The organism is Herbiconiux sp. A18JL235 (assembly GCF_040939305.1).
Taxonomy (GTDB): Bacteria; Actinomycetota; Actinomycetes; order Actinomycetales; family Microbacteriaceae; genus Herbiconiux.
Genome location: NZ_CP162511.1, coordinates 3,268,815 through 3,294,728 on the forward strand (window position 1 = coordinate 3,268,815; position 25,914 = coordinate 3,294,728).

Genomic DNA, 25,914 nt, shown 5'->3' on the forward strand with positions numbered 1-25,914 from the left:
CGCCACTCCGCGACAGGGCGCAAAACGCCGCCTCCCCGGTGCGGAGAGGGCACTTCGCGCCCACTCGCATCCCAGGCGGGGGCCACCACCCGACCGGGCCGACGGCGCCCCGTCCAGGGCACCGAGCGCACGCTCCCCCAGGCGCTCGACCCCCGAGGCGGCGGCGCCAACCCTCGACTGGGCGCAAAGTGCCGCCTCCCCGGCGCCGAGCCGGCACTTCGCGCCCACTCGCTGCCAGTGCGGGCGCCGCAAGGGGCGCGCCCCGCGCCCGCGCGCGCCCCGCGACCGCGCGCGCTACGCGCCTACGCGCTCCGCGGCGGCGACCGCCGCGGGGGTGACCGCGCGCGGCACGAGGCGCTCGAGCTGCGTGACGTGCGACGGGTTCAGCTCCTCGAGCGAGTTCACGCCGAGCAACCGCATGGTGCGGGTGATCTGCTCGCCGAGGATCGCGATCATGCGATCGACCCCCTCGCGCCCACCCGCCATCAGCCCGTACAGGTACGCGCGCCCGACCAGCGTGAACCGCGCGCCGAGCGCGACCGACGCCACGACGTCGGCGCCCGACATGATGCCGGTGTCGAGGTGCACCTCGTAGTCCTTGCCGAACTCGCGGGCCACGTCCGGCAGCAGGTGGAAGGGTATGGGGGCCCGGTCGAGCTGTCGCCCACCGTGGTTCGACAGGGTGATGCCGTCGACACCGAGCTCGGCGAGCCGGCGCGCATCCGACATCGACTGCACGCCCTTGACGACGAGTTTGCCCGGCCACTGGGCCTTGATCCACTCGAGGTCGTCGAAGGTCACGGTCGGGTCGAACATCGAGTCGAGCAGCTCGCCCACCGTGCCCGACCAGCGGTCGAGCGACGCGAAGGAGAGCGGCTCGGTGGTGAGGAAGTTGATCCACCACTCCGGCCGGGGCAGCGCGTTGATGACGGTGCCGGGCGTCAGCTGCGGCGGGATGGAGAACCCGTTGCGCTTGTCGCGCAGCCGCGCACCCGCGACAGGCACGTCGACGGTGACGAGCAGGGTGTCGAACCCGGCGGCCGCCGCCCGCTCGACGAGCGCCATCGAGCGCGGCCGGTCCTTCCACATGTACAGCTGGAACCAGTTGCGGCCCGCGGGGTTCGCCTTCTTCACGTCCTCGATGGCGGTCGTGCCCATCGTCGACAGCGAGAACGGGATGCCCGCAGCACCTGCAGCACCGGCACCGGCGATCTCGCCCTCGGTCTGCATCATGCGCGTGAAGCCCGTGGGCGCGATGCCGAACGGCATCGAAACGGGGGCGCCGAGCACGTCCCACCCCGTCGACACAGTCGACACGTCGCGGAGGATCGCCGGGTTGAACTGGATGTCCTCGAACGCCTGCCGCGCCCGCGCCAGCGACAGCTCGGCCTCGGCCGCGCCCTCGGTGTAGTCGAAGGCCGCCTTCGGGGTGCGGCGCTTGGCGATGGCACGCAGGTCGTAGATGGTGAGCGCCGAGTCGAGCCTGCGCTTCTTCGCGTCGAGCTCGGGCTTCTTGAACTGCATCAGGGGCGCGAGGTCTCTGATCTTCGGGATGCGGCGCTGAACCATGGGGATCCTGTCGGTCGGTGGGGTGGTCGGGTGGGCGTGGTGGTCAGTGGGGTTGCGCGCGCGCAACGGTCGTCTCGTGGTGGTACTGCTCGATGTGGTCACGGATGCGCGTGCGGGCAGCATCCGCATCGCCCGCTTCGATCGCCGCGACGATCGCACGGTGCTCGGCCTTCAGTTGCCGGGCGGTGTCGGGCCATGACGGCAGGAACGCAGCGCCGACCCGCACGTAGGCTTCGATGGAGTCGCGCAGCCCCGTCATCATCGACGCGATCACCTCGTTGCCCGACGCCACGGCGAGCGCCCGGTGGAAGGCCTGGTCGAGGGTGAGGAACTCGTCTCGCTCGAGCACCCAGTCGGGCGCCCTTCCCCCGGGCCGCTCCATGGCGTCGAGTAACTCGCGGGCGGGCCCGAGCTCGGGTGCGGTCGTGGTCGTGGTCGCAGATGTCGATCGAGTGGGCGCAAAGTGCCCCATACCCGCGCCTGAAGGGGCGGTTTGTGACGACTCGACCGGCGCGGCAGCGGCAGCGGCCGCCGCGAACGCGCCCGCGAGCTCCTCGGCCACTGCCGACTCGAGCACCACGCGCGTCTTCACCACGTCGTCGACCGCGAATCCGCTCGCCGCCACCTGCAGGCGCACGAGCGCGGCCATGCCTCCCGAGGGCCGCGCGATGATGACCGCTCCCGAGCTCGGCCCCGACCCCGTCTGCGTGCGGATGAGCCCCAGCACCTCCAGCACCCGCAACGCCTCCCGCACCGACGAGCGCCCCACGCCGAGGTCGGCGGCGAGCGCCCGCTCGGAGGGCAGGTGCTCCCCCGGTTTGAGCGCGCCCGACACGAGCTCCGACTCGATGTGCCGCAGCACGACCTCCCACGCCCGAGCGGTGTCGACGGGCGTGACGGGAGGCGGCGCAGTCATCATCGGCCGTCCTCCTTCGGTGTGCGGGCATCAGGATGCTGTGGTCAGGCCATGTGGTCAGACCACACTCTAGCAAAGTCGACCCCCGGCCGCCCACACCGAACTCTCGACCGGACGCCAGGTTTCCTCAGCGGGCGGCTCGGGGCACCCCGCGTGCCGCCATCCCGCTTCCGCGGACAGCCGCGCCAGGGCAGCGGGGGGCGCTGCGGGCGTGGCGCTGCGGCGCGCCACCCGCCCCCCGCCTCCACGACAGCCGCCAGCGCGCCCCAGCGCGCCCCCTTCCCTAGCGCGCCCCAGCGAGCCAACGCGCCCCGGCGCGCCTGGGAGCCCAGGCGCCCAGGCGCTCCAGCGCGCCCCCGCGCGCCCAGGCGCTCAGCACGCCCCCGCGCGCCCAGGCGCTCAGCGCGCCCCAGCGCGCCCAGGCGCCCAGCGCGCCCCAGCGCCCGAGCGCGCCCAGGCGCCCAGCGCACCCCAGCGCGCCCAGGCGCCCAGGCGCCCAGCGCGCCCCAGCGCGCCTCAGCGCGCCTCGGGCGTGTACGTGACGAGCGGGAAGGCCCGCGCCACGAGCGCACGGAGCGCCTCGAGCGACGTCGACGAGTCGACCATGCCCTGCGCTCGCGCCTGCACGAGCACATTGCCGATGGCGGTCGCCTCGACGGGCCCGGCCACCACGGGCCGCCCCGTTCGATCGGCGGTGAGCTGGCACAGCAGCGCGTTCTGCGACCCTCCGCCGACCACGTGCACCACGTCGACCCGCCGGCCAGACAGCTCGGAGGCCTGGCGCAGCGACTGCGCGTACGCCGCCGCCAGACTCTCGAGGATGCTGCGCACCGTCTCCGCCCGGCCCTGCGGCACCGCGAGCCCGCGCTCCGAGCACCACGCAGCGATGCGCGCCGGCATGTCGCCCGGCGCGATGAACACCGGGTCGCCCGCGTCGAACACCGGCATCGGCGCCGTCACGGCGGCGGCCTGGGCGAGGAGCGTCGGCAGGTCGAGAGCCGCCCCCGACTCGCGCTCCCAGGTGCGCACCGACTCCGACAGCAGCCACAGCCCCGACACGTTCTGCAGGAACCGGATGCGCCCGTCGACGCCCCCCTCGTTGGTGAAGTTCGCGGCCCGGGCGGCCTCCGACACCACGGGCCGGTCGAGCTCCACGCCCACGAGCGACCAGGTGCCGCTCGAGATGTAGGCGAAGTTCTCGCCGGTCGCGGGCACGGCGACGACGGCGGATGCGGTGTCGTGCGACCCGACTGCGGTCACGGGCAGCGAACCCGCGACCCCGGCCCCGGCCCCGGCCCAGACTCCAGCCCCGGCCCCGGCGGCCGCACCCCCCAGCCCGATCTCCTCCGCGACCCCCGGCAGCAGCGTCCCCACCGTCGCCCCCGGATGCACGAGCGGCGGGAACACCCCCCGCGGATAACCGAGGCGGCTGATGAGCGCGTCGTCCCACTGCCCCGTCGTCACGTCGACGAGCCCGGTCGTCGACGCATTGGTCACCTCGGCGCGACGCGCCCCGGTGAGCCAGAACGCCAGCAGGTCGGGCACGAGCAGCATCGTGTCGGCGCGCTCGAGCCAGCCGCCCTCCTTCTCGGCGGCGAGCTGGTAGAGCGTGTTGAAGGGAAGGAACTGCAACCCGTTCGCCCCGTAGAGCTCGTCGAACCCGACGACCGAGTGCACGAGGTCGACACCGCGAGAGGTGCGGTCGTCGCGGTAGTGGAAGGGTGCGCCGAGCATGCGGTCGCCGTCGAGGAGGGCGTAGTCGACTGCCCACGAGTCGATGCCGATGCTGCGGAGGCCAGGCTCCTCGCGCACCGCCGAGCCGAGACCGGCGACGACGTTGCGGTACAGCTCGAGGATGTTCCAGTGCAGCCCGTCGACCGTGCGCACGGGCTGGTTCGGGAACCGCGCCACCGGCACGAGCCGCAGCTCGTCGTGCCCGAGGTACCCGAGCATCACCCGCCCGCTCGTCGCCCCGAGGTCGACGGCGGCCACCGCATCCGTCATCGTGCCGCCACCCGTCCCGCGCGCCCCACGCGCCCTCCTCGCGAGTCGCCGAGATCCGGGCTCCACGAGCGATTTCGGCCCGGATCCTGGCAAGTCGCGAGGAGGATGTGCACGGCGCCCATCAGCGCAGGAAGGCGGCGGCGACGCCGGCGTCGACGGGGATGTGCAGGCCCGTGGTGTGGGTGAGGTCGGAACCTGTGAGCACCGCCACCGCGTTGGCCACGTGGTCGGGCAGCACCTCGCGCTTCAGCAGGGTGCGCTGGGCGTAGTAGGCGCCGAGCTCCTCCTCGGGAACGCCGTAGACCGCCGCGCGCTTCGCGCCCCAGCCGCCGGCGAAGATGCCCGATCCGCGCACGACCCCGTCGGGGTTGATGCCGTTCACCTTCACCCCGTACTCGCCGAGCTCGGCGGCCAGCAGCCGCACCTGGTGGGCCTGGTCGGCCTTGGTCGCCGAGTAGGCGATGTTGTTGGGGCCGGCGAACACCGAGTTCTTCGACGAGATGTAGACGATGTCGCCGCCGAGGTCTTGCTCGATGAGCACACGCGCCGCCGCCTTCGACACCAGGAACGAGCCCTTCGCCATGACGTCGTGCTGCAGGTCCCAGTCGGCCTCCGTGGTCTCGAGCAGGGGCTTCGAGATCGACAGGCCGGCGTTGTTGACGACGAGGTCGAGCCCGCCGAACTGCAGCAGCGCGGCCTGGATGCCTGCGGCGATGTCGGCCTCGCTCGTGACGTTCGCCTGCACGCCGATGGAGACATCCGTGCCGCCCAATTCGGCTGCCGCCGCCTGCGCCTTCTCCAGGTCGAGGTCGGCGATCACGACGCAGGCGCCCTCGGCGGCGAGCCGGGTGGCGATCGCCTTGCCGATGCCGGAGGCCGCACCAGTGACGAGCGCGATGCGGGTGGCGTGCGACTTCGGCTTCGGCATCCGCTGCAGCTTCGCCTCCTCGAGCGCCCAGTACTCGATGCGGAACTTCTCCGCCTCGTCGATCGGCGCGTAGGTCGAGAGCGCCTCGGCCCCGCGCATCACGTTGATGGCGTTGATGTAGAACTCGCCGGCGACGCGCGCGGTCTGCTTGTTGGCGCCGTACGAGAACATGCCGACACCGGGCACCAGCACGATCGCCGGGTCGGCGCCGCGCAGCGCGGGGCTGTCGGCGTCGGCGTGCCTGTCGTAGTAGGCCTGGTAGTCGGCGCGGTACTCCTCGTGCAGCTCCTTGAGGCGCGCGATCGAGTCTTCGACGGAGGCGTCGGCCGGGAGATCGAGCACGAGCGGCTTCACCTTGGTGCGCAGGAAGTGGTCGGGGCAGCTGGTGCCGAGGGCGGCGAGCCGCGGATGCTCGGCACTCGCCAGGAAGTCGAGCACGACCTCGGCGTCGGTGAACGAGCCCACCTGCGCCTTGTCGGTCGAGGCGATGCCTCGGATGGTGGGGGCGAGTGCTGCAGCCTTGGCGCGGCGCTCGGCCTCGGGCAGTGCACCGTACCCGTCGAGGGCAGGGCCGAACGGCTCCGGCCGGCCGTGCTCGGCGATGTAGGCGGCGGCGGTGTCGATGATCCAGAGCGAGTTGCGCTCCGACTCCTCGCTCGTGTCTCCCCACGCGGTGATGCCGTGACCGCCCAGGATGCAGCCGACCGCATCCGGGTTCGACGCCTTGATGGCGGCGATGTCGAGGCCGAGCTGGAAGCCCGGGCGGCGCCAGGGCACCCACACCACCTTGTCGCCGAAGATCTTCCGGGTGAGTTCCTCGCCGTCGGCGGCGGTGGCGATGGCGATTCCCGAGTCGGGGTGCAGGTGGTCGACGTGGGCGGCGTCGACGAGGCCGTGCATGGCGGTGTCGATGCTGGGGGCGGCGCCGCCCTTGCCGAAGAGGGTGTGGTCGAAGGCGGCGACCATCTCGTCTTCGCGGTCGACACCGGGGTAGACGTTCTGCAGTGCGCGCAGGCGGTCGACCCGCAGCACGGCGAGGCCCGCCTCGGTGAGCGTGCCGAGGTCGCCGCCCGAGCCCTTCACCCACATCAGCTCGACGGGCTCGCCGGTGACCGGGTCGATCTCGGTGCCCTTGGCGCTCGTGTTGCCGCCGGCGTAGTTGGTGTTCTTGGGGTCGGAACCGAGGCGGTTCGACCGGGCGATGAGATCGGATGCTGCGGGGGAGGTCATGGATGCTCCAAGGCGTTCGTGTGAGCTGATGTGAACTTCACAAAACATAACAGGGTGGATGCGCGGGCGTCAATGCGCGTCGGGTCGGCGTTGCGCGCGGCGCGCGCGGGCCGGCGGGCGCGGCGTCAGCGGAGTTCGACGAGGGGGCGGAGCGCTTCGAGGAGGGGGTGACCCGGGTCGAGTTCGGTGACCACGATGTCGATCGAGGCCCAGGGGAGGCCCGCCGCGGTGGCGTGCTGGCCGAGCTTGGCCGAGGCGATGAGCAGCACGGTCTCGCGCGAGGCGCGGGCCATCTCGCGCTTGACCTGCCCCTCCTCCACGATGGTCTCGCTGGTGCCGCGCTCGAGGTCGGCGGCTGAGGCCGAGGTGAAGAAGCGGTCGTAGTTGAACAGGGCGGCAGCGGCGCACGCCACCGGGCCCACGAAGCTGTCGGTGCGGGGCTCGAGTTCTCCTCCGAGCAGGATCGCTCGCGCGCCGTGCACAGATCGGGCGCGGGAGTGGTTGTGGGCGGAGTTCGTCGCGATGACGAGGTCGGTCACACCGCGCACCTGGGCGAGCAGGTGCGCCGAGGTCGAGGAGGCGTCGACTGCGATGGCCCCGCTCGTCGGCACCAGATCGGCGGCCTTCCGGGCGATCTCGGTCTTCGCGAGGTCGTCGACCGCCTGCCGTTCGTCGAACGACTGCGCCTTCACCGTGGCGACGGCTCCCCCGCGCACGCGCACCACGACACCCTCGAGCTCGAGCGCTTCGAGGTCGCGACGCACCGTCATGGTCGAGACGCCGAGCTCGGCCGCCGCCTCCTCGAGCCGGATCACCCCGTGCTTCTGCAACCGCGCGAGCAGCAGCTCACGCCGCTCCGCCCCGATCACCGACGCCATCCACCGCCCCTCTCCGCACTCCGCCTACGCCCGACGGTACCGGATGCCTGTCGCAGTCACCGGCCGACGCCACGCTACGCGCCCGTCCGCCGCAGCACGCCCGCGCGCCGCTGCGTACCAGCCCGCCGCAGCGCGCTGCGGCGCGCAACCGGCACGACGAAGGGGATTCCGCCGTGCACCCACCACGATGCACGGCGGAAACCGGGGGCCGGGCGCTACGCGCCCCAGCCGGCCTGCACGCCGTCGGCGCGCTCGGCCACGATCTTCTCCTGGTAGCCCGAGGCCTTGAACGCGGCGATCGGGTCGGCGGGCAGCCCGCGCGACTCACGCCACGAGGCGAGGGCGGGGCGCACGTCGGTGTAGAACGCGTCCATGAGGATGGCGTTCGCCCCGAGCACGTCGTTCTCGTTCTGCGCCGCGAGGAGAGCCTCTCGGTCGACCAGCAGCGCACGCGCGGTCATCTCCTGCACGTTGAGCACGCTGCGCAGCTGCCCCACGATCTTCTCCTCGACATTGTGGCACTGGTCGAGCATGAACGCCACGGGTGACCCCACGTCGTAGCCGCCCCCGCGCACCACCTCGAACAGGATGCGGAACAGCTGGAACGGGTCGGCCGCCCCCACGATGAGGTCATCGTCGGCGTAGAACCTGGAGTTGAAGTCGAACGAGCCGAGCTTTCCGAGCCGCAGCAGCTGCGCCACGATGAACTCGATGTTGGTGCCGGGAGCGTGGTGCCCCGTGTCGAGGCACGTGAACGCCCGGTCACCGAGCGCCGAGACGTGCGCGAACGAGGTACCCCAGTCGGGAACGTCGGTGTGGTAGAACGCCGGCTCGAAGAACTTGTACTCGAGCACCAGCCGCTGCGACTCCCCGAGGGCGTCGTAGATCTCGCGCAGCGACTCCGCCAGCCAGTCCTGCCGCGAACGGATGTCGCCCTGCCCCGGGTAGTTGGTGCCGTCGGCGAGCCAGATCTTGAGGTCCTGCGAGCCGGTCTGATGCATGATCTCGATGCACTCGAGGTGATGGTCGATCGCCTGCCGGCGCACCGCGGCATCCGACGAGGTGAGCGACCCGAACTTGTAGACGTCGCTCTGGAACGTGTTGGAGTTCACCGTGCCGAGCTCGACGCCCTGGTCGTTCGCGAAGGCGCGGAGGGCCGCGTAGTCGTCGACCATGTCCCAGGGGATGTGGATGGCCACCTTCGGCGCGAGGCCGGAGTACCGGTTCACCTGCGCGGCGTCGGCGATCTTCTCCTCGGGCGTGCGCGGCGTGCCGGGGGTGCCGAACACCTTGAAGCGCGTGCCGGAGTTGCCGAACGCCCAGGAGGGCAGCTCGATGGCCTGCCGCTCGAGGTCGGCGGCGATGTCGGTGAAGGTCACCATGATGTTCTCGTTTCGTCGGGGGTGGGTTCAGAGGTCGGATGCGGGGAGCTGGTCTTCGAGGTGGAACACCTCGGTGAGGCGCACGAACCCGGTGTCGGGGGCCCCCTCGAGCTCCACGAAGAACTCGCTCATCTCGGCCTGCCAGCGGGCATTGACCTCGGTCTGCGCCATCCCGGCCTGGGCGGCTTCGAGCGAGGGTGTCTCGAAGTAGCCGATGAGCAGGCCGTCGTCGCGCAAGAAGAGGGAGTAGTTGCTCCATCCGTTCGCCGCCAACGCACGAGCCATCTCGGGCCAGATCGCCGCGTGCCGCGCCGTGTACTCCTCGATGCGTTCGGGCTTCACCTGCAACTGGAAGCACACGCGCTCGTCCACCGCTTCCTCCTGTCGACCTCGATGTCATTGAATCGTTTTACCGCTCGAGTGATGACATTAGGTGATGTTCGCGGGAATCGTCAAGCGGAGAGCAACCTCAGCGCCCGATATCCTGATGAAACGTTCAACGACCCGCATCGAGAGGGGGCAGCATGGCCACCGCCAACGTGCGCGACGTCGCCGCGCTCGCGAACGTCTCGGTGGGCACCGTCTCGAACGTGCTCAACCACTCGAAGCCCGTCTCCCCCGACACCGAGCGTCGCGTGCTCGACGCCATCGACAAACTCGGCTTCGTGCGCAACGACGCCGCCCGTCAGCTCCGCATGGGCCGCAGCCGCACGGTCGGGTTCATGGTGCTCGACGTGGCGAACCCCTTCTTCACCGATGTCGCCCGCGGCGCCGAAGACACGCTCGCGCCGCTCGGCCGGCCCCTCCTCCTCGGCAACAGCGGCGATGCGCGGGGCCGCGAGCTGGCGTATCTCGACCTGTTCGAGGAGCAACGCGTCGCCGGCCTCCTCATCACCCCCGTCGGTCAGGTGCACTCGCGGCTGATCCGGCTGCGCGAACGCGGCTCCCCCGTCGTGCTCGTCGACCGGCACGACAACGGCCGCTCGTTCAGCTCCGTCTCGGTCGACGACCGGCGCGGCGGCGAACTCGCCGCCGCGCACCTGCTCGACCTGGGGCGCACGCGCGTGGCGTTCCTCGGCGGCCCCGCGAGCATCCTGCAGGTGGAGCAGCGCGCGCGAGGAGCAGCGGATGCGGTGCGCACGCGGGCGGGCCGGGCCACCTTGCGCGTGCTCGAGCAGGAGACGATGAACGCCGAGGGCGGCCGGGCCGGCGCGGAACGGCTGCTGGCCCTGCCCGCTGCCGAGCGCCCCGACGCCATCTTCGCCGCGAACGACCTCATGGCGCTCGGGGTGCTGCAGGCGCTCACCTTCGCCGGCGTGCGGGTGCCCGACGACATCGCCCTCATCGGCTACGACGACATCTTCTACGCGGCGACCGCCGCCGTACCGCTGTCGTCGGTGCGCCAGCCCGCGCGCGAGATGGGCCGCGCCGCCGCCGACCTCCTCCTGCACGAGATCGACGCCCCCACCCCGCCCACCGAGTACCGCCACGTCACCTTCTCCCCCGAGCTCGTCGTGCGCGACTCCACCGCGGGCCGCCCCACCCCCTGAGCCCCCCACCCCGCGCGTCCCGCGCGCCGCGAGAGAGCGCAAAACGCCCCCTCACGTGGGCGGAGGGGGCGTTTTGCGCTCTTTCGCGCGGGTGGAGGGGGCGTTTCGTGCACTCTCGCGCTGGGCGAGCGGCGGGGCGCGCGCCGCGCGTCAGCGCGCGGTGTACCCCCCGTCGAGCGGCAGGTTGACGCCCGTCACCCACGCGGCCTCGTCGGAGGCGAGGTACAGCACCGCGTACGCCACCTCCACGGGCCGGCCGAGCCGGCGGATCGACTGGTTCGCCGTCATCATCTCCTCGTACGCGGGCAGCCCGCCCGGGTACTCCGCGGCGATGCCCTCGACGAGCGGCGTGAGCACCGTCGACGGGTGCACCGAGTTCACCCGGATGCCGTAGCGGCCGTAGGATGCGGCATCCTGCTTCGTCTGCATCGTCACCGCCCCCTTCGCCACGTGGTACGGGGTGAACTCGTCGTTGCCGATGAGCCCGTAGATCGACGAGAAGTTCACGATCGACCCGCCGCCGCGCTCGATGAGGTGGGGCACGGCGTGCTTCGTGGCGAAGAACACGCCCTTCACGTCGACGGCGAAGAGCGCGTCCCACTCCTCCTCGGTCACCTCGTGCGTCGGCTTGTCGACCCCGATGATGCCGGCGCAGTTCACCAGCACGTCGAGCCCACCGAAGCGGTCGACGGCGGCCGAGACGGCGGATGCGACGCTCGCCTCCCGAGACACGTCCATCTCGTAGAACTCGGCGACGCCTCCGGATGCGGTGATCGACGACACCACCGACGCACCGAGCGAGGCGTTGAAGTCGGTCACCGCCACCGAGGCGCCCTCGGCGGCGAAGAGCTCGGCCGTGGCCGCGCCCATGCCGGAGGCACCCCCGGTGATGAGCGCGACCTTGCCCTCTAGGCGGCCCGTCACGCCGTGGCCCCCGCGGTCTCCCGCGAAGCCGAGCCCGAGCCCGACGCAACAGGCGACCACAGCAGCGACGCGTAGCCCGACTCCTCGAGCTCCTTGCAGTGCTGCTGGTACACCTGCCCGCCGCCCATGTACACCTGGAACTCCTCGGCCTTCCCGGGCACGTTCTCGCCGAGGAACCAGGCCTTGGCCTTCTTGCCCTCGGAGTACATCACCGTCGCCTTGCCGGTGCGCTCGGCCTCGGCGGCCCACCACTCCTCCGATTCCGGCGTGGCCTCGAAGCGCTCGACGCCGTTCGACTCGGCCCAGGCCAGCGCCCGCTGCAGCCATTGCGCGCCGAGCTGGATGGGCACGACGAGGTTCGAGTACGGCGTCTGCGGCCCGAGCGACATGAAGAAGTTGGGGAACCCGTTGGCGTTGATGCCGAGATTCGACTTCAGTCCGTCCTCCTGCCACTTCTCGCGCAGGGTGCGCCCGCCGCGGCCCTTGATGTCGATGTTGGTGAGCGTGCCGGTCATGGCGTCGAATCCGGTGGCGAAGATGATGACGTCGAGCTCGTACTCGGTGTCGCCCACCTTCACGCCCTTCTCCGTGATTGCCGTGATCGGCACCGACTCGGTGTCGACGAGGTGCACGTGCGGCAGGTTGAAGGTGTTGTAGTAGCCGTGACCCGTGGGCACGCGCTTGCCGTTGAAGGAGTACGTCGTCGGCGACAGCAGCTCGGCCGTCGCCGGGTCTTTCACGATCTCGCGGATCTTCGACCTGATGAACTCCGACGCCAGCTCCGACGCCTCGTGGTTCGTGGCGAGGTCGTTGAAGCACTCGTTGGCGAAGTGGAACCCGCCCTCGTTCCACTTCGACTCGAAGATGCGCCGGCGCTCCTCGTCGGAGACCTCGAGGGCGCTGTGCTCGGCCGGCTCCATCGCCACGCCGAACGGATGCGCTGCCGCCTTCGCGTAGATCTCGTCGTAGTGCTCGCGGGTGTACTGCATCTCCTCGGTGGAGACCGCGTCGTTGTTGGTCTCGACGATGAAGTTCGGGGTGCGCTGGAAGACGAAGAACTCGTCGACCTCGGGGGCGATGACGGGCACGATCTGGATGCCGGAGGCGCCGAGCCCGATGAGCCCCACCTTCTTGCCCGAGAGGTCGACGCCCTCGCGCGGCCAGTGGGCCGTGTGGTACTTCTCGCCCCTGAAGCTGTCGATTCCGGGGATGTCGGGGTAGATCGCCTGCGAGAGCACGCCCATGCCGCTGACCAGGTACTTCGTGGTGAGCGTCGATCCGTCGGCGAACGACACCGTCCAGAGGTTCGCGTCTTCGTCGTACTCCGCGGAGTCGACGCGGGCGTTCAGCCTGATGTCCTTCCGCAGGTCGAGGCGGTCGGCGACGAAGTTGAGGTAGGAGAGCACCTCGGCACCGGCCGGGTAGCGCTGGGTCCAGGTCCACTCCTCGCGCACCTCCTTCGAGAACGAGAAGGAGTAGTAGCTGAACTCGCTGTCGGTGCGCACGCCCGGGTAGCGGTTCACCCACCAGGTGCCGCCGATGCCGTCTTCGCCGTCGACGACGAGCGTCTTCAGCCCGATCTCGCGCAGGTGGTGGAGGAGGGCGAGGCCGGAGAAGCCGGCCCCGATGACCACGGCATCGTAGTCACGGGTGGTGTCGGTCATGTCGGTGTTCCTTTCAGGTGGTGCGAAGCGGTGACGTGGGGTGAGCGCATGCTCGGGTTCGGATGCGCGGATGCTCGGGGTTCAGTGGGCGCGATACCAGGCGGCGATCGCCTCGATCGACTCGTCGGCCGGGGTGTGGTTCCCCGCCTGCAGCGGGTACACGTGCTGCTGGCCCTCGCCGATGTCGAAGGTGACGTCGACGCCGGCGGCGCGGGCCCGCGCATCCAGCCGCTGCGCGTCGTGGAAGAGCGACTCCGTGTCGGAGGCGGCGATGTAGAGCGGCGGGAAGCCGGTGAAGTCGGCGTAGAGCGGGTTCACCAGCGGGTCGGTGGGCGACGCCCCGCCCGAGAGGTACCGGTCGATGTTGCCCTGCAGGCCCTCGCGGGCGATGAGGAAGTCGGTGTCGTCGTTCGTCTCGATGGTCACGCCCGAGTTCTCCATGTCGACCCAGGGCGAGACGGTGATGACGGCCCCGGGCAGCGGCCGCCCCTGGTCGCGCAGGCGGAGCGTCGTGGCGATGGCGATCGAGGCGCCGGCGCTGTCGCCGACGAACGCGATGTCGTTGGGCGCGACCCCCGACTCGAGCAGCGCGTCGAAGACCGCGGTGGTGTCGTCGAGCTGGGCGGGGTACGGATGCTCGGGTGCGAGCCGGAAGTCGAGCACGAAGCCCTTCGCCCCGCACGCCTTCGCGATGTGGCCGGCGAGCTTGCGGTGGCTGGCCGACGAGCCGAGCGCGAAGCCGCCTCCGTGCAGGAACAGCAGGGTCTTCGAGGTGTCGGCGTCGAGCGGCAGCACCTCGATGCCCGGCACGCCGCCGATGCTCGTCGAGCGGTAGGTCACGCCCTCCGGCTCGGTGGTCGCCCGCTGCCAGTCCTCGAACACCCAGCGCATGAGCTGGAGGGACATCTCGGGGTTGGCCTGGAACTCCACCGTCCACTGCGCGTAGATCTCACCCAGCAGGTCGGTCGGCTGATTCGCTGACATGCGTTCTCCTCATCGTCGGGGACGACACCAGGATGAACGCGGCGGCAGGGCGCCCGGAACGCTTGTCTCAAAAAGACGCACCGCCGTCTCAGGGTGACCCGTTCGGCGTCTCGGGCAGCCCGGAGACTTCTTGTCACGCAGCAATGCCGAGCCCCTGCTCAACGACGAGAAATGAGGACAGACCCCCATGTTCACCAAGAAGACACCGCTCATCGCACTCGGTGCGGTGACCCTGCTGGCACTGGCCGGCTGTTCCACCGGATCGCTCTCCTCCGACGGCTCCGACGCCGGTTCGGGCGGTTCCTCCACCGACTCGGCAACCGCATCCGAGGTCACCGTGGGCACCGTCGGCGTGCAGGGCGACATCCAGGACATCTCGAACTTCTGCGGCGACAAGGACCTCACGGTCGCCCTCGCCGACGGCTTCGGCGGCAACTCCTGGCGCAAGATCACCCGCGCCATTTTCGAGGAGGAGGCGGCGAAGTGCCCCAACATCAAGAAGGTCCTGTACACGGATGCGCAGGGTGACACCCAGAAGGCCATCAGCGACATGAACTCGCTGGTCGCGCAGGGCGTCGACGTGATCGTCACCTTCGTCGACGGCGGTGAGGCGCTGCTGCCCACCATCCAGAAGGCGACGGATGCGGGCGTCAAGGTGGTGCCCTTCGTCGGCTCCCCCGGTGGCACCCCCGGCACCGACTACGTCGACTTCGTGTCGGAGGACATCAACACCTACGGCAAGAACCTCGCGGCCTGGACCATCGAGAAGATGGGCGGCAAGGGCAACCTGGTCATGCTCGGCGGCATCGCCGGCAACTCCTACTCCCAGGCCGTCTACGACGGCGTGCTGGAGGCCGTGAAGGAGAACCCCGACATCACGCTCCTGAACGAGGACGGCCCGGTCTCGACCGACTGGGAGCCCGGCAAGACCCAGCAGGTGGTCGCCGGCCTCATCACGAAGTACGGCGACATCGACGGCATCGTCGCCGACTACGGCGGAGGCTCCGTCGGCGGCATCCGCGCCTTCGAGGCCGCGGGCAAGCCCCTGCCGGTGTGGTCGGCCAACGACTCGAACGAGTTCGCCTGCCTCTGGTACCAGTACAAGGACTCGCAGCCGACCTACCAGGTCGCCACGGAGTCGAGCCGCAACTGGGTCGTCACCGCAGCGCTGCACAAGGGTCTCGCCGCCGCGAACGGCCTGCCGAACGACGAGCCGTCGACCTACAACCTCGAGATCATCGAAGACTCGACCGACCCGGCCAAGCAGCCCAAGTGCGAGGCCGACCTGCCGCCGGACGCCATCCTCTCCTCCGGTCTCAGCGTCGACTCGCTGAAGAAGCTCTTCCAGTAGCGGCAGCGCCGTTCCGCATCCGTTCGCCAGCTGCGATCCACACGACAAGCAAGGAGTCACCATGAACCGCCTCGAGGGCAAAGTCGCCATCGTCACCGGAGCCGGCCGGGGCATCGGCCGCTCCATCGCCGAGAGCTTCGCCGAGGAGGGGGCGACGGTCATCGCGACCGGTCGTGCCGCATCCGACACCTCCTTCCCCGAGGGGGTCGAGTACCACCAGCTCGACGTCTCCCGCGAGGAGGACTGGCAGCGGGTCGTCGCCGACGTCATCGCCGCGCACGGGCACGTCGACGTGCTCGCGAACAACGCCGGCATCATCGCCTACGAGACCCTCCACGACCTCACCGTCGACGACTGGAACACGGTGGTGGCCGTGAACCAGACCGGCACCTGGCTCGGGATGCGGGAGGTGGTGCCGCACATGATCGCGCAGGGCGGCGGCTCCATCATCAACATCTCGTCGATCTGGGGCTCGGTGGCGGTGTCGGGGGCTCACGCCTACCACGCCACCAAGGGTGCGGTGAGGAACATGTCGAAGAGCGCGGCCATCACCTACGCGAAGGAGAACGTGCGGGTGAACTCGGTGCATCCAGGGTTCATCGAGACGCCGCTCACCGACGCGCAGGCGCCGGAGATCAACGACTACGTGGTCTCGATGACCCCGATGGGCCGCGCCGGGAAGCCGAGGGAGATCGCCAACGGCATCGTCTTCCTCGCCTCCGACGAGGCCAGCTTCGTCACCGGCTCGGAGCTGGTCATCGATGGAGGGTACCTGGCGCAATGACCGGACCGCAGACGCCGCAGATCGATGGAGGGGCTGCGCCTACAACAGCTGGCGCAATGACCGGACCGCAGACGCCGCAGATCGATGGAGGGGCTGCGCCTACAACAGCTGGCGCAATGACTGTCTACGACGCGATCGCGCCCGACGCCTCCCCGGCGCCGGCTGCGGGCACAGGCCAGTCGGCCCCGGCTTCGGCCGGGGTCGGCGGGCCCGTGCTCGAGCTGCAGGGCATCGTCAAGACCTTCCCGGGCGTGCGGGCCCTCACCGACGTCACCCTCGAGGTGCTCGCCGGTGAGGTGCACGCCCTCGTGGGCGAGAACGGTGCCGGCAAGTCGACCCTCATGGCGGTCGCCTCCGGCGCCCTCGCCCCCGACTCCGGCACCGTCACGATCGCAGGGACCGAGCTCGCGAGCGCGTCGCCCGACGCCGCCCGCGAGCTCGGCCTCGGCATCGTGCGCCAAGACCCGGCACTGCTTCCCGACCTCACCGTCGCCGAGAACATGGCCGTGGGGGTCGGGTACCGCCGCGTCGGCGGCCTCCGCCGCGCCGTCGCGTGGTCGCAGAAGCGGCTCGACCCGTGGGGCATGGGCATCGACGCGAAGACCCGCGTCGCCGACCTCTCGGTCGAGCAGCGCTTCATCGTCGAGATCGCCAAGGCGCTCGCGCTCGACCCCAAGGTGCTCATCCTCGACGAGCCCACCGAGCACCTCTCGCTCGACGAGGTGCAGAAGCTGTTCGTGAAGGTCCGCGAGCTCGCTGCCGCCGGCACCGCCATCGTCTACATCTCCCACCGCATCCCGGAGGTCAAGCAGATCTCCGACCGCATCACGGTGCTCCGCGACGGCCAGGTGCGCGGCACCTTCCCGGCCGCCGAGGTGAACGAGCAGCAGATCGTGGAGCGGGTCGTCGGCCGCAAGCTCGAGACCGTCTTCCCCGACAAGAGCGACCCCGACGTCGTCGCCCGCTCCGCCCCGCAGCTCACCGTGAGGGGGCTGCGCGGCGACGACTTCCACGACGTCGACTTCACCGTGGCAGCGGGCGAGATCATCGGTCTGGCCGGTGTGCAGGGCAACGGGCAGGCGGCGCTCATCCGTGCGCTCGCCGGGCTCGAGCCCACCTCGGGCGCGATCGAGGTCGGCGGGCGGCCCGTCTCCAACGGCTCCAACGCCGCGGCCGCCTCGGCCGGCGTCGTCTACGTTCCCGCCGACCGCCACGGCGAGGGTGTGTTCCTCCCTCTCTCGGTGGGCGACAACATCTCGGCGAAGACCCTGCCGCAGGTCTCGCGCGGCGGCATGGTGAGCGAGCGCAAGGTGCTCTCGGTGGCCGCCGAGCAGATCCGTCGGCTCGCCATCAAGACCCCGTCGGCGCGCACTCCCATCCAGTCGCTCTCGGGGGGCAACCAGCAGAAGGCCGTGCTCGCACGAACTCTGCTCTCCAAGCCCGCCGTTCTCCTCGCCGAGGAGCCGACCCAGGGCGTCGACGCCGGCGCGCGCGTCGACATCTACCGCATCCTTCGCGACGCGGCGGATGCGGGGGCGGCCGTGGTCATCCTCTCCTCCGACGGCGTGGAGCTCGAAGGGCTCTGCGACCGCGTGCTCATCATGTCGCGCGGGCAGGTGGTGCAGGAGCTCGTCGGCGACGAGGTGTCGGAGGCCGCCATCGCGCGGGCGGCGCTCACCTCGACGACCGTGCGCGAGCGCACCGACAGCGACAAGGCGGCGAAGGGCGTGAAGCTCCGTCGCTTCCTGCGCGGCGACCAGTCGCCCGCCGCGGTGCTCGGCGCCATCTTCCTGCTGCTCGGCGTCGTCGTCGCGGCCACGAACCCCGCCTACCTCGGGGCCTTCAACATCAACAACCTGCTGTTCATGGCCGCACCCCTGCTGTTCGTGGGGGCCGCTCAACAGGTGGTGGTGCTCGGCTCGGGCTTCGACCTGTCGGTCGGGCCGCTGATGGGCCTGCTCGTCGTGCTCGCCTCTTACTGGATCGTCGACGGCGGCAACCTCTACGTCGGCATCGCACTCATGGTGGTGGGTGCCATCGGAACCGGGGTGGTGAACGGCTTCCTCGTCACGAGGTTCGCCATCAACCCGGTGGTGGTCACGCTCGCCATGTACATGGCGCTGCAGGGCATCTACCTCACCCTGCGGTCGACCCCCGGCGGCATCATCTTCGGCCCGGTCGCCGACCAGATCCAGGGGCGCATCGGCATCGTGCCCGTCGTCACCATCGTCGCCGTCGTGGTGCTGCTGGTGCTCGAGTTCGCGCTGCGCCGCACCCGCTGGGGTGTGGAGCTGCGCGGCGTCGGCTCGCGCGTCGACGCGGCGGCCCGGCTCGGCATCAAGGTGAAGCGCACGCAGTTCCTCTCCTACGTGCTGTGCTCCTTCCTGGTGCTCCCGGCCGCGGTCATCATGATGGCGCAGATCGGCATCGGCGACGGGCGGCCCTCGCTGTCGTACACGCTCTCCTCGGTCACCGTCGTGGTGCTCGCGGGCGCCTCCATCTTCGGCGGGCGCGGGTCGTTCATCGGGGTGCTGGCAGCGGCGTTCCTCGTGCAGCAGGTGCTGAACGTGTCGCCGTTCCTCGGTCTCTCGCAAGCGTGGTCGTACTGGCTCCCTGGGCTCATCACGCTCGCCGCCGCCGTGCTCTACGCGCAGCTGCGCCGCTCCCGCCGCCGGCGCCTTCGGGCTCCGATCGCCGGCACCACCTCCACCTCGTCCATCGCCGCCATCCCCGGGAGGAACTCATGACCGACTTCACCGGACAGGCCGGGTCGCTGTGGCGCCGGATGCTCTCCGGCAGCTGGGTGGGCATCACCGTCGCCACGGTGCTGCTGTTCGCGCTCTCGCCCGTGATCGCACCGGGATCGCTCGCCCCGGCACCGCTTCTCAGCATGCTGCCCTTCGCATCCGTCTTGGCCATCGTGGCCGCGGGCCAGACCCTCGTGGTGCAGCAGCGCGGGCTCGACCTGTCGATCCCCGGCATGATCGCGCTCGCCGCCGTGCTCTCGACCGGGCTGCCGCAGAACTACGGGTGGCCGCTGTGGGCGGCGGTGATCGCGGGCATCGTCGGGCCGGGCATCGTCGGCATCGTGAACGGCGTGCTCGTCACGGTGTTCAAGGTGATGCCGCTCGTCGTGACCCTCGGCATGAACGCGGTGCTCCTCGGCACGGTGTTCTTCATCGCCAACGGCACGCCCTCCGGCGCCCCCGCCGAGCTCAACGGCTTCGCGCTCGACCGCACGCTCGGCGTGCCGAACACGCTGCTCATCGCGATCGTCGTGGTGGTGCTGGCGGGGCTGGTGACCCAGAAGTCGATCATCGGGCGCCGCCTCACCGCGGTGGGCGTGAGCGAGCGGGCGGCCGCGGCGCTCGGCATCCGGGTGAACATGTACCAGATGTTCGCGTACGGCTTCGCCGGCCTCGCCTACGGCGCCGGCGGCGTGCTGCTCGCGGGGTACACGAAGACCCCGGCGCTCTTCCTCGGCGACTCGTACCTGCTGCCGACGGTCGCCGCCGTCGTGCTCGGCGGCACCGCCCTCACCGGCGGCATCGCGAGCGTCATCGCCACGGGCATCGCCGCCCTCTTCCTCACCCAGCTGGGGCAGCTCCTCCGCTCCCTCGGCTGGCAGGACGCACTGCAGCTCATCGCCCAGTCGGTCGTGCTCATCGCGGTCGTGCTCCTCCGCGAGCTGGTGCCCGTGCTCGTGCGGCGCTCCCGCGCACGCCGCGAGCAGCGCCCGCTCGCCCCCGCGGGCGCGTCGGCCGGGTAATCGCGTCGCGGATTCGGGGACGGATACGGCCCCGGCCACGTACGGATGAATTCCCGTTTGCGAGTTTTCTTCATGTCAGCTATCCTGATGGAGCACGACGGCAGGCAGGATCTGCTCGTCACTCATCCGAGGGCCCCGCACAGCGCGGGGCCCTCGAAGTGTTTCCAGGTCGAACATGCCACAACGTCTCATCTCGCAACTCCACCCGGCACGCCTCGCCTCGTACGCCGAGCACGGCCCGCCGGCCGTGACAACGGCCGGGTCCGTCGCAGCCTTGTACGTGTGGCACGTGGCGCTCTGCTCTGCCTGGTACGAGACGTTGGCGTACACAGAAGCGCTGCTGAGAAACGTGGTCGACGCGCAACTCCGGCGCTGGAACGTCTGCCAGGAGGCTGGAGAGGACTGGCTCTCACATCCTGCGCCACCGCTCGCCGGTCTCGTCCGTCGGGCATCGGGTCAGTGCACATCACGCGCGCAGCAGGCAGCTCTCCGACGGCCGCCGACACACCCGCGCCATGCCGCTCCGGTCAGCTTGGACGACAAGGTCTCGCAGCTCGAGCTGGGGAGCATCAGCGCGCTCTTCCGGCTCGTTCCTCCGTCTGACCGCAAGCTGAAGAGCACAGGTCACACGGGACGGGAGAACCTGTGGTGCCACGCTCTGGCGAAAGGCTTCCCCTCGCTCGACGAGCATCTCCTCGCCAGCTGGAACGGGTGGTTCCCGGCCCCCTTGCCTGCTGAGGTGCAAGGTGGATATGCGATCGGTCACGCGGTCGAGCGGCTTCGGAGGCTACGCAACCGCATCAGCCACCACGAACCGATACTCGGCGTGAATCACCGCGAACGGTTGAAAGATGTGTCGATGCTGGCGCGCTGCATCGACCTCGGCGTGGCGCATGATCTGCGGAACCTCGATCGGGTGCGTCGCACTCTCGCTCTTCGACCTCGCTGAGCGGCACTGCCGAAAGTGCTCGACGTCAAGCCCCCACCCGATCGGCAAGGCGGTCCGAACCGATGGCCGGGCGGGTACGAATGAGGGGTGAGGCGCCGCGACCGCGCGGCGCAGGAGAGGTTCTGATGACCGACACCAACGCTCACTCCGACACCCCCGGCACCCCGGCCCCCGCCCCCGAATCGCACGGGCTGCTCGGTGACACCGGGTTGCACGTCGACGACACCGGTGGCAGCGGCCGCCCGGTCGTGCTGATCCATGGCTGGCCGCTGTCGGGCGAGGCCTGGAAACTGCAGGTTCCGGCGTTCCGCGACGCCGGCTACCGCGTCGTCACCTACGACCGCCGCGGCTTCGGGCGCAGCGACAAGCCGCTGACGGGGTACGGGTACGACTCGCTCTCCGACGACCTCGCCGCCGTTCTCGACGAGCTCGACCTGCGCGACGTCACCCTCGTCGGGTTCTCGATGGGTGGCGGCGAAGTCGCTCGCTACCTCCCCCGGCACGGCGCCGACCGCATCCGGAGCGTCGTCTTCGCCTCGGCGGTTCCGCCCTACCTGCTGCACCTGCCCGGCAACCCCGACGGACCGCTGAGCGCCGCCGAGGCCGCGAAGATGACGGCGGCGCTCACCGCGAACCAGGAGAAGTTCTACGACGACTTCACCACCACCTTCTTCTCGGTCGACGGCGAACTTGCCGTCACGGAGCAGCAGCGGCAGGAGGCGCTCGAGCTCACGAAGCAGGCCTACAAGCCCGCAGCACTCGAGGCGATGGCGGCGTTCGCGGGCACCGACTTCCGCGACGACCTAGCGGCGGTCACCGTGCCGGCTCTCGTCATCCACGGCGATTCGGATGCGACTGTACCGTTCGAGGGATCGGGCAAGCGCACCCACGAGGCGATCGCCGGTTCCGAGCTCTACGTCGTGGCGGGGGCGCCCCACGGCGTGAACGTGAGCCACGCCGCGGAGTGGAACCGAGCTGTGCTGGAGTTCCTGGCGAAGTAGCGCACGGGAGGGGTGAGGCTCAGGATGGAGTCATGAAGAGCTTCACCCTCCCCGGAACCGACATCACCGCCCCCAACATCGTGCTCGGCCTCATGCGCATCGCCGAGAAGACCGACGACGAGGTGCGCGAGCTGGTGCACACCGCCCGCGACGCGGGCATCGACTTCGTCGACCACGCCGACGTGTACGGCAACCCTGTTCTGCACGGCTGCGAGCGCCGCTTCGCCGAAGCCATGCAGCTCACGCCCTCCGAGCGCGACGCCGTCACCATCCAGACCAAGGCCGGCATCGTGCCCGACGGCCCCTACTTCGACTTCTCCTACGAGCACCTGATCGAGTCGGTCGAGGGCTCGCTCGAGGCGCTGCAGACCGACCGCATCGACATTCTGCTGCTGCACCGCCCCGACGCCCTGGTCGAGCCCGACGAGGTCGCCCGTGCCTTCGACGAGCTGCACGAGTCGGGCAAGGTACGCGCCTTCGGCGTCTCGAACCACACTCCGCGCCAGATCGAATTGCTGAAGCGCTCGGTGCGCCAGCCCATCGTCGCCAATCAGCTGCAGCTGTCGATCACCCACTCGCCGATCATCGCCCAGGGCGTCTCGTCGAACATGGCGGGCGCCGAGCAGTCGATCACGCTCGATGGCGGCGGCATCCTCGACTACTGCCGCCTCAACGACATCACCGTGCAGGCGTGGTCGCCGTTCCAGGCGGGGTTCTTCGACGGCGTCTTCCTCGACGCCGAGCGCTTCCCCGAACTCAACGCCGTCATCGACCGCCTCGCCGCGAAGTACGACGTGCCGCCCATCGCCATCGCCACGGCGTGGATCACCCGCCACCCCGCGCAGATGCAGGTCGTGCTCGGCACCACCACCCCGCAGCGGGTGACGGATGCGGCCCAGGGCTCCGACATCCCCCTCACCCGCGCCGAGTGGTACGAGCTGTTCCGCACCGCGGGGCACATCGTCCCGTAGCGGGTCAGTCGGCAGCGGCCTCGGCGGCGGCTTCGGGGTCGATGATCTCGGGGTCGCCGCCCGGCCGCACGACGGCGTCGTCGCGCACGTCGATGCGCTTGTGACCGTCGGCCGTCTCGCTCACGTCGATGCGGGGCGCCGCATCCTCCTCGGTCGCGTTCGGCGCCGATGTCAACTGATCGTGCCGCTTCGCCTCGAAGTCCTCGTCGCTCATGCCGCTCCTCCCGTCACCTGCGCCCGGATGACGCCTGCTCCCATCCTCGTCTCGCAACGCCTGCCCGCAAAGGCCCCCCGCACGATCCGAGGACGTGCCTGGGTGGTGTGATCGCAAGGCGGAAGAGGAGTCGATAGCGGCGCTATCGGCGACGATGACAACGCCGCGAGCGCGCCGCCCGGGTGCGTCGTCAGGCCGTCATGCGGTAGGCCTTCATCTTGCGGTAGACCGTGGCGCGGGACAGCCCGAGGATCTCGGCGGCCTTCGACCGGTTGCCGTCGGCCTCGTGAAGCGCCTTGCGGATGGCCTCGAGCTCGACCCGCTCGATCATCGACAGCGCCCGCGCCCCCTGCATCGAGGCGGGCAGGTCGGCCGGCAGCACGGCGCCGCGCTTGCCCGTGAGGGCGAGCTGCTCGAGCACGCCACGCAGCTCCTTCAGGTTGCCCGGCCATGCGTAGCCCTGCAGCAGCTCGAGCGCGTCGGCACGCAGCTCGAGGCCCGCCCCGTGAGCCACCTGCTCCGCGAACACGTGCCACAGCGCCGGGATGTCGGCAGTGCGCTCCCTCAGCGGCGGCACCCACAGCGAGCCCATTCCGAGCCGCGCCGCGACGCCCTCCGCCTCCTCGGGCGAGCTCGCCGCGAGCGTGAGCAGCACCGGGCCGCGGCCCGTGCTGCTCTCCACCAGCGACCGCACCCCGTCGACGGTGTGCGGATCGAGGGTCTCGATGCCCCGCACGATGACGGGGGCCGACGCGGTGAGCTTCTCCGAGAGTTTCTGCAGCCACTTGCGTGAACCGACGACGTGCCGCTCCGCGGCATCCGTCACCAGCCCCTGCGCCACGGGCGTTCCCGGTCGGAACGGCAGCCCGAGCGCGAGCGAGGTGCGCCCGGTTCCTGGTTCGCCTGCGATCACGAGCGGGCGCCGCGCCTCTCGGTGGCGCGCCACCTGGTGCACCACCTGCAGCCACTCGGGCGTGCGCCCCACGAGCTGCGGGCGCGCCGGCCCGATGCTCGTCGTCGCGGTGCGCCGGTCGCGCTCGAGCGCCACCACGACACCGGCGTCGTCGCCGAGCGCCGTCACCTGCAGCTCGACGGTTCCCGTGGAGAGCTCGAGCGCGAGGCGACCCGAGCGCCGCTCCCCCGCGCAGTGCTGCTGGATGAGATTGAGATCGGCGACGGTGAGCCGACCCGCCTTCTGGCTCTGCATCACGAGCCCCTGCGGCCCGAAGGCCAGCACCGGCCCCGTGTGGGCCCGCACCGTCTCGAGGAAGCTGGAGAACATCATCCGTGCCGCCGGCTGCTCCACGTCGAGCACCTGCTGCTCGAGCTGCATCGTCACCGATGTCACGAGCGGCCGCAGCAGACCGCTGCGCTCGGAGAGGTCGCTCGACACGGTGACGACGGCGAGCAGCTTGCCGGTGATCGGATGCCGCACCGGCGACCCCGTGCACACCGCCTGGCTGTAGAAGTCGGCGAAGTGCTCGGCGCCCGAGATCTGCACGCTGCGCCCCGTGGCCGCCACGGTGCCGACGCCGTTCGTGCCCACCACGTCTTCGGCGAGCACCGCGCCACGCACCGTGCCGAGACGGTCGAGGTGGTCGAGGGCGTTGTGGTCGTGCGACCAGCGCTGCAGGATGCGGCCCTGCGAGTCGGCGAGCAGCAGGCCCATCCCGGTGCCGTCGAGGTCGTCGGAGACGCGCGCGAGCGGCGCCTGGAACATGTCGAGCAGGTGCGCGTCGAGCATCTCGTCGGAGACGCGGGGCACGTCGCGGATGTTGGCGGGAACGCCGATGGCGTCTTTCGAGCGCTGCCACGACTTCAGCAGTTCGGGGTTCAGCGTCTTGGTGAGGGCGTCTGCGGCGAGGAAGTCGTCTTTGACCTTCTGCACGCGGTTCGGGTCGAACGGGATTGGCACGATGAACTCCTAGGTTCTGCCCGCGCGCTCGAACGACGCGGTTTGCCTCGTCGTCGAGATCGCAGGACCGATATGGTGCGTGCACACCGGGTGGGTGAATCGTAACGTCATCATCACGGCTCGTCGGTCGGAGGTCAAGTCACGATCAGATCGCGATCTCCGACACCTCCTCGGTGTGCTGCAGGCGCTTGGTGTACTCCAGAACGGCGAGCTCTCCGGCGAGCTGGATGTGGTGCTCCGAGGCCCGGCGCGCCGCCGCCGGGTCGCGGGTGACGGCCAGCTCGTGGACGATCTGCCGCAGCTCCTCCATCGAGATCGCGACGCGGTGCTCGTCGATGAAGGCGTAGCGGCGGAACAGCCCGATGCGCGTGTGCACCCCGCGCAGCTGGTTCTCGAGCACGGCGTTGCCCGCGCCCTCGAGCAGGAGCGAGTAGAACTCCTCCTTGCTCTCCTCGCGGGTCTCGACGGTGCCGTGCAGGTACCTGGCCTCCATCGATTCGATGAGGGCGCACATCCGTGCCGCCTGCTCGGCGCTCGCGTCGCGGGCGAAGAGTTCGGCGGCGAGCCCTTCGAGCGCGGCTCGCACCTGGTAGAGGGCCTGGATGTCGTGCTTCTCGAGCACGGTCACGATCGGGCCGCGACCGGGAAGCATGGTGATGAGGCTCTCGCTCTCGAGCTGCCGGAGCGCTTCGCGCACCACCGTGCGGGAGACGCCGTAGCTGTCGCAGAGCGCGTTCTCGAGCAGCCGCTCGCCGGGGGCGAGCACCCCCTCGAGGATGTCTTCACGCAGCGACGTCACCACTTGCAGACGCAGCGGTGCGGCGTGACGCTCGATCTTCGCGCTCGGCATCCGATCTCCCTCGATCTCAATCTGACACACTCGGCCCTGGGGGCCGTATTCGGATCTTATCGTAATACGAGATTATCCGAA

Annotated in this window: 21 protein-coding genes; 8 read left to right on the top strand and 13 right to left on the bottom strand. The window is 70.3% G+C overall.

The features are described from left to right. Nucleotides 1-294: 294 nt before the first annotated feature. The 7 genes from ABFY20_RS15310 to ABFY20_RS15340 all read right to left on the bottom strand — a co-directional run bounded on the left by ABFY20_RS15310 (nt 295) and on the right by ABFY20_RS15340 (nt 9,279). Nucleotides 295-1,569 (bottom strand): alpha-hydroxy-acid oxidizing protein, encoded by a 1,275-nt coding sequence (locus ABFY20_RS15310; protein ID WP_368497099.1) that lies wholly within the window; start codon nt 1,567-1,569, stop codon nt 295-297. A 43-nt stretch (nt 1,570-1,612) separates the two neighbouring features. After that, entirely contained in the window at nt 1,613-2,488 is an 876-nt protein-coding gene (locus ABFY20_RS15315) for a FadR/GntR family transcriptional regulator (RefSeq protein WP_368497100.1), read from the bottom strand. Nucleotides 2,489-3,001: 513 nt separating this feature from the next. Next, nucleotides 3,002-4,489, bottom strand: coding sequence for a rhamnulokinase family protein (locus ABFY20_RS15320; RefSeq protein ID WP_368497101.1), 1,488 nt, complete (start codon nt 4,487-4,489; stop codon nt 3,002-3,004). A gap of 121 nt (nt 4,490-4,610) precedes the next feature. After that, nucleotides 4,611-6,647, bottom strand: a complete 2,037-nt coding sequence (locus ABFY20_RS15325; protein WP_368497102.1) for a bifunctional aldolase/short-chain dehydrogenase — start codon at nt 6,645-6,647, stop codon at nt 4,611-4,613. 125 nt (nt 6,648-6,772) lie between these two features. Further along, entirely contained in the window at nt 6,773-7,525 is a 753-nt protein-coding gene (locus tag ABFY20_RS15330) for a DeoR/GlpR family DNA-binding transcription regulator (RefSeq protein ID WP_368497103.1), read from the bottom strand. Between the two features lie 215 nt (nt 7,526-7,740). Continuing rightward, the gene (rhaI, locus tag ABFY20_RS15335) at nt 7,741-8,907 is read right to left on the bottom strand and encodes an L-rhamnose isomerase (protein WP_368497104.1); all 1,167 of its coding nucleotides are present in this window, start codon (nt 8,905-8,907) and stop codon (nt 7,741-7,743) included. Nucleotides 8,908-8,934: 27 nt separating this feature from the next. Then, nucleotides 8,935-9,279, bottom strand: coding sequence for an L-rhamnose mutarotase (locus ABFY20_RS15340; RefSeq protein WP_368497105.1), 345 nt, complete (start codon nt 9,277-9,279; stop codon nt 8,935-8,937). Between the two features lie 152 nt (nt 9,280-9,431). Between ABFY20_RS15340 and ABFY20_RS15345 the strand changes: the two genes are divergently transcribed. Beyond that, complete coding sequence (locus ABFY20_RS15345; RefSeq protein ID WP_368497106.1) at nt 9,432-10,457, top strand: LacI family DNA-binding transcriptional regulator; 1,026 nt, start codon at nt 9,432-9,434, stop codon at nt 10,455-10,457. Between the two features lie 150 nt (nt 10,458-10,607). On the opposite strand, the gene ABFY20_RS15350 is transcribed toward ABFY20_RS15345, so the two are convergent. The 3 genes from ABFY20_RS15350 to ABFY20_RS15360 all read right to left on the bottom strand — a co-directional run bounded on the left by ABFY20_RS15350 (nt 10,608) and on the right by ABFY20_RS15360 (nt 14,029). Beyond that, nucleotides 10,608-11,381 carry an SDR family NAD(P)-dependent oxidoreductase gene (locus ABFY20_RS15350; protein ID WP_368497107.1) on the bottom strand — a complete coding sequence of 258 codons (774 nt, stop codon included), beginning with the start codon at nt 11,379-11,381 and terminating at the stop codon, nt 10,608-10,610. Continuing rightward, nucleotides 11,378-13,045, bottom strand: a complete 1,668-nt coding sequence (locus ABFY20_RS15355) for a flavin-containing monooxygenase (RefSeq protein ID WP_368497108.1) — start codon at nt 13,043-13,045, stop codon at nt 11,378-11,380. The genes ABFY20_RS15350 and ABFY20_RS15355 overlap by 4 nt, the downstream gene beginning before the upstream one ends. Nucleotides 13,046-13,126: 81 nt before the next feature. Further along, nucleotides 13,127-14,029 carry an alpha/beta hydrolase gene (locus ABFY20_RS15360; RefSeq protein WP_368497109.1) on the bottom strand — a complete coding sequence of 301 codons (903 nt, stop codon included), beginning with the start codon at nt 14,027-14,029 and terminating at the stop codon, nt 13,127-13,129. 187 nt (nt 14,030-14,216) lie between these two features. On the opposite strand from ABFY20_RS15360, the gene ABFY20_RS15365 reads away from it, so the two are divergent. From ABFY20_RS15365 to ABFY20_RS15395, 7 genes are all read left to right on the top strand, one after another. After that, nucleotides 14,217-15,380: an ABC transporter substrate-binding protein gene (locus ABFY20_RS15365; RefSeq protein ID WP_368497110.1), complete on the top strand. Its 1,164-nt coding sequence runs from the start codon at nt 14,217-14,219 to the stop codon at nt 15,378-15,380. Nucleotides 15,381-15,441: 61 nt separating this feature from the next. Continuing rightward, nucleotides 15,442-16,164, top strand: coding sequence for an SDR family NAD(P)-dependent oxidoreductase (locus ABFY20_RS15370; protein WP_171703813.1), 723 nt, complete (start codon nt 15,442-15,444; stop codon nt 16,162-16,164). A 116-nt stretch (nt 16,165-16,280) separates the two neighbouring features. Continuing rightward, a complete protein-coding gene (locus tag ABFY20_RS15375; RefSeq protein WP_368497111.1) occupies nt 16,281-18,911 on the top strand; it encodes an ATP-binding cassette domain-containing protein in 2,631 nt (876 codons plus the stop codon). Further along, nucleotides 18,908-19,933 (top strand): ABC transporter permease, encoded by a 1,026-nt coding sequence (locus tag ABFY20_RS15380; RefSeq protein ID WP_368497112.1) that lies wholly within the window; start codon nt 18,908-18,910, stop codon nt 19,931-19,933. Before ABFY20_RS15375 ends, ABFY20_RS15380 begins: the two co-directional genes overlap by 4 nt. Before the next feature lie 532 nt (nt 19,934-20,465). Further along, nucleotides 20,466-20,882 carry a hypothetical protein gene (locus ABFY20_RS15385; protein WP_368497113.1) on the top strand — a complete coding sequence of 139 codons (417 nt, stop codon included), beginning with the start codon at nt 20,466-20,468 and terminating at the stop codon, nt 20,880-20,882. Nucleotides 20,883-21,007: 125 nt separating this feature from the next. After that, nucleotides 21,008-21,883, top strand: coding sequence for an alpha/beta fold hydrolase (locus ABFY20_RS15390; RefSeq protein WP_368497114.1), 876 nt, complete (start codon nt 21,008-21,010; stop codon nt 21,881-21,883). Nucleotides 21,884-21,915: 32 nt separating this feature from the next. Then, complete coding sequence (locus ABFY20_RS15395) at nt 21,916-22,854, top strand: aldo/keto reductase family oxidoreductase (protein WP_368497115.1); 939 nt, start codon at nt 21,916-21,918, stop codon at nt 22,852-22,854. A gap of 4 nt (nt 22,855-22,858) precedes the next feature. Here ABFY20_RS15395 and ABFY20_RS15400 read toward each other — a convergent pair whose 3' ends face one another. The 3 genes from ABFY20_RS15400 to ABFY20_RS15410 all read right to left on the bottom strand — a co-directional run bounded on the left by ABFY20_RS15400 (nt 22,859) and on the right by ABFY20_RS15410 (nt 25,833). Next, on the bottom strand, nt 22,859-23,068 hold the full coding sequence (locus ABFY20_RS15400; protein WP_368497116.1) for a multidrug transporter: 210 nt from the start codon (nt 23,066-23,068) through the stop codon (nt 22,859-22,861). A 190-nt stretch (nt 23,069-23,258) separates the two neighbouring features. Next, nucleotides 23,259-24,983, bottom strand: coding sequence for a sigma-54-dependent Fis family transcriptional regulator (locus ABFY20_RS15405; RefSeq protein WP_368497118.1), 1,725 nt, complete (start codon nt 24,981-24,983; stop codon nt 23,259-23,261). A 145-nt stretch (nt 24,984-25,128) separates the two neighbouring features. Continuing rightward, entirely contained in the window at nt 25,129-25,833 is a 705-nt protein-coding gene (locus ABFY20_RS15410; protein WP_368497119.1) for a GntR family transcriptional regulator, read from the bottom strand. Nucleotides 25,834-25,914 lie beyond the last annotated feature (81 nt).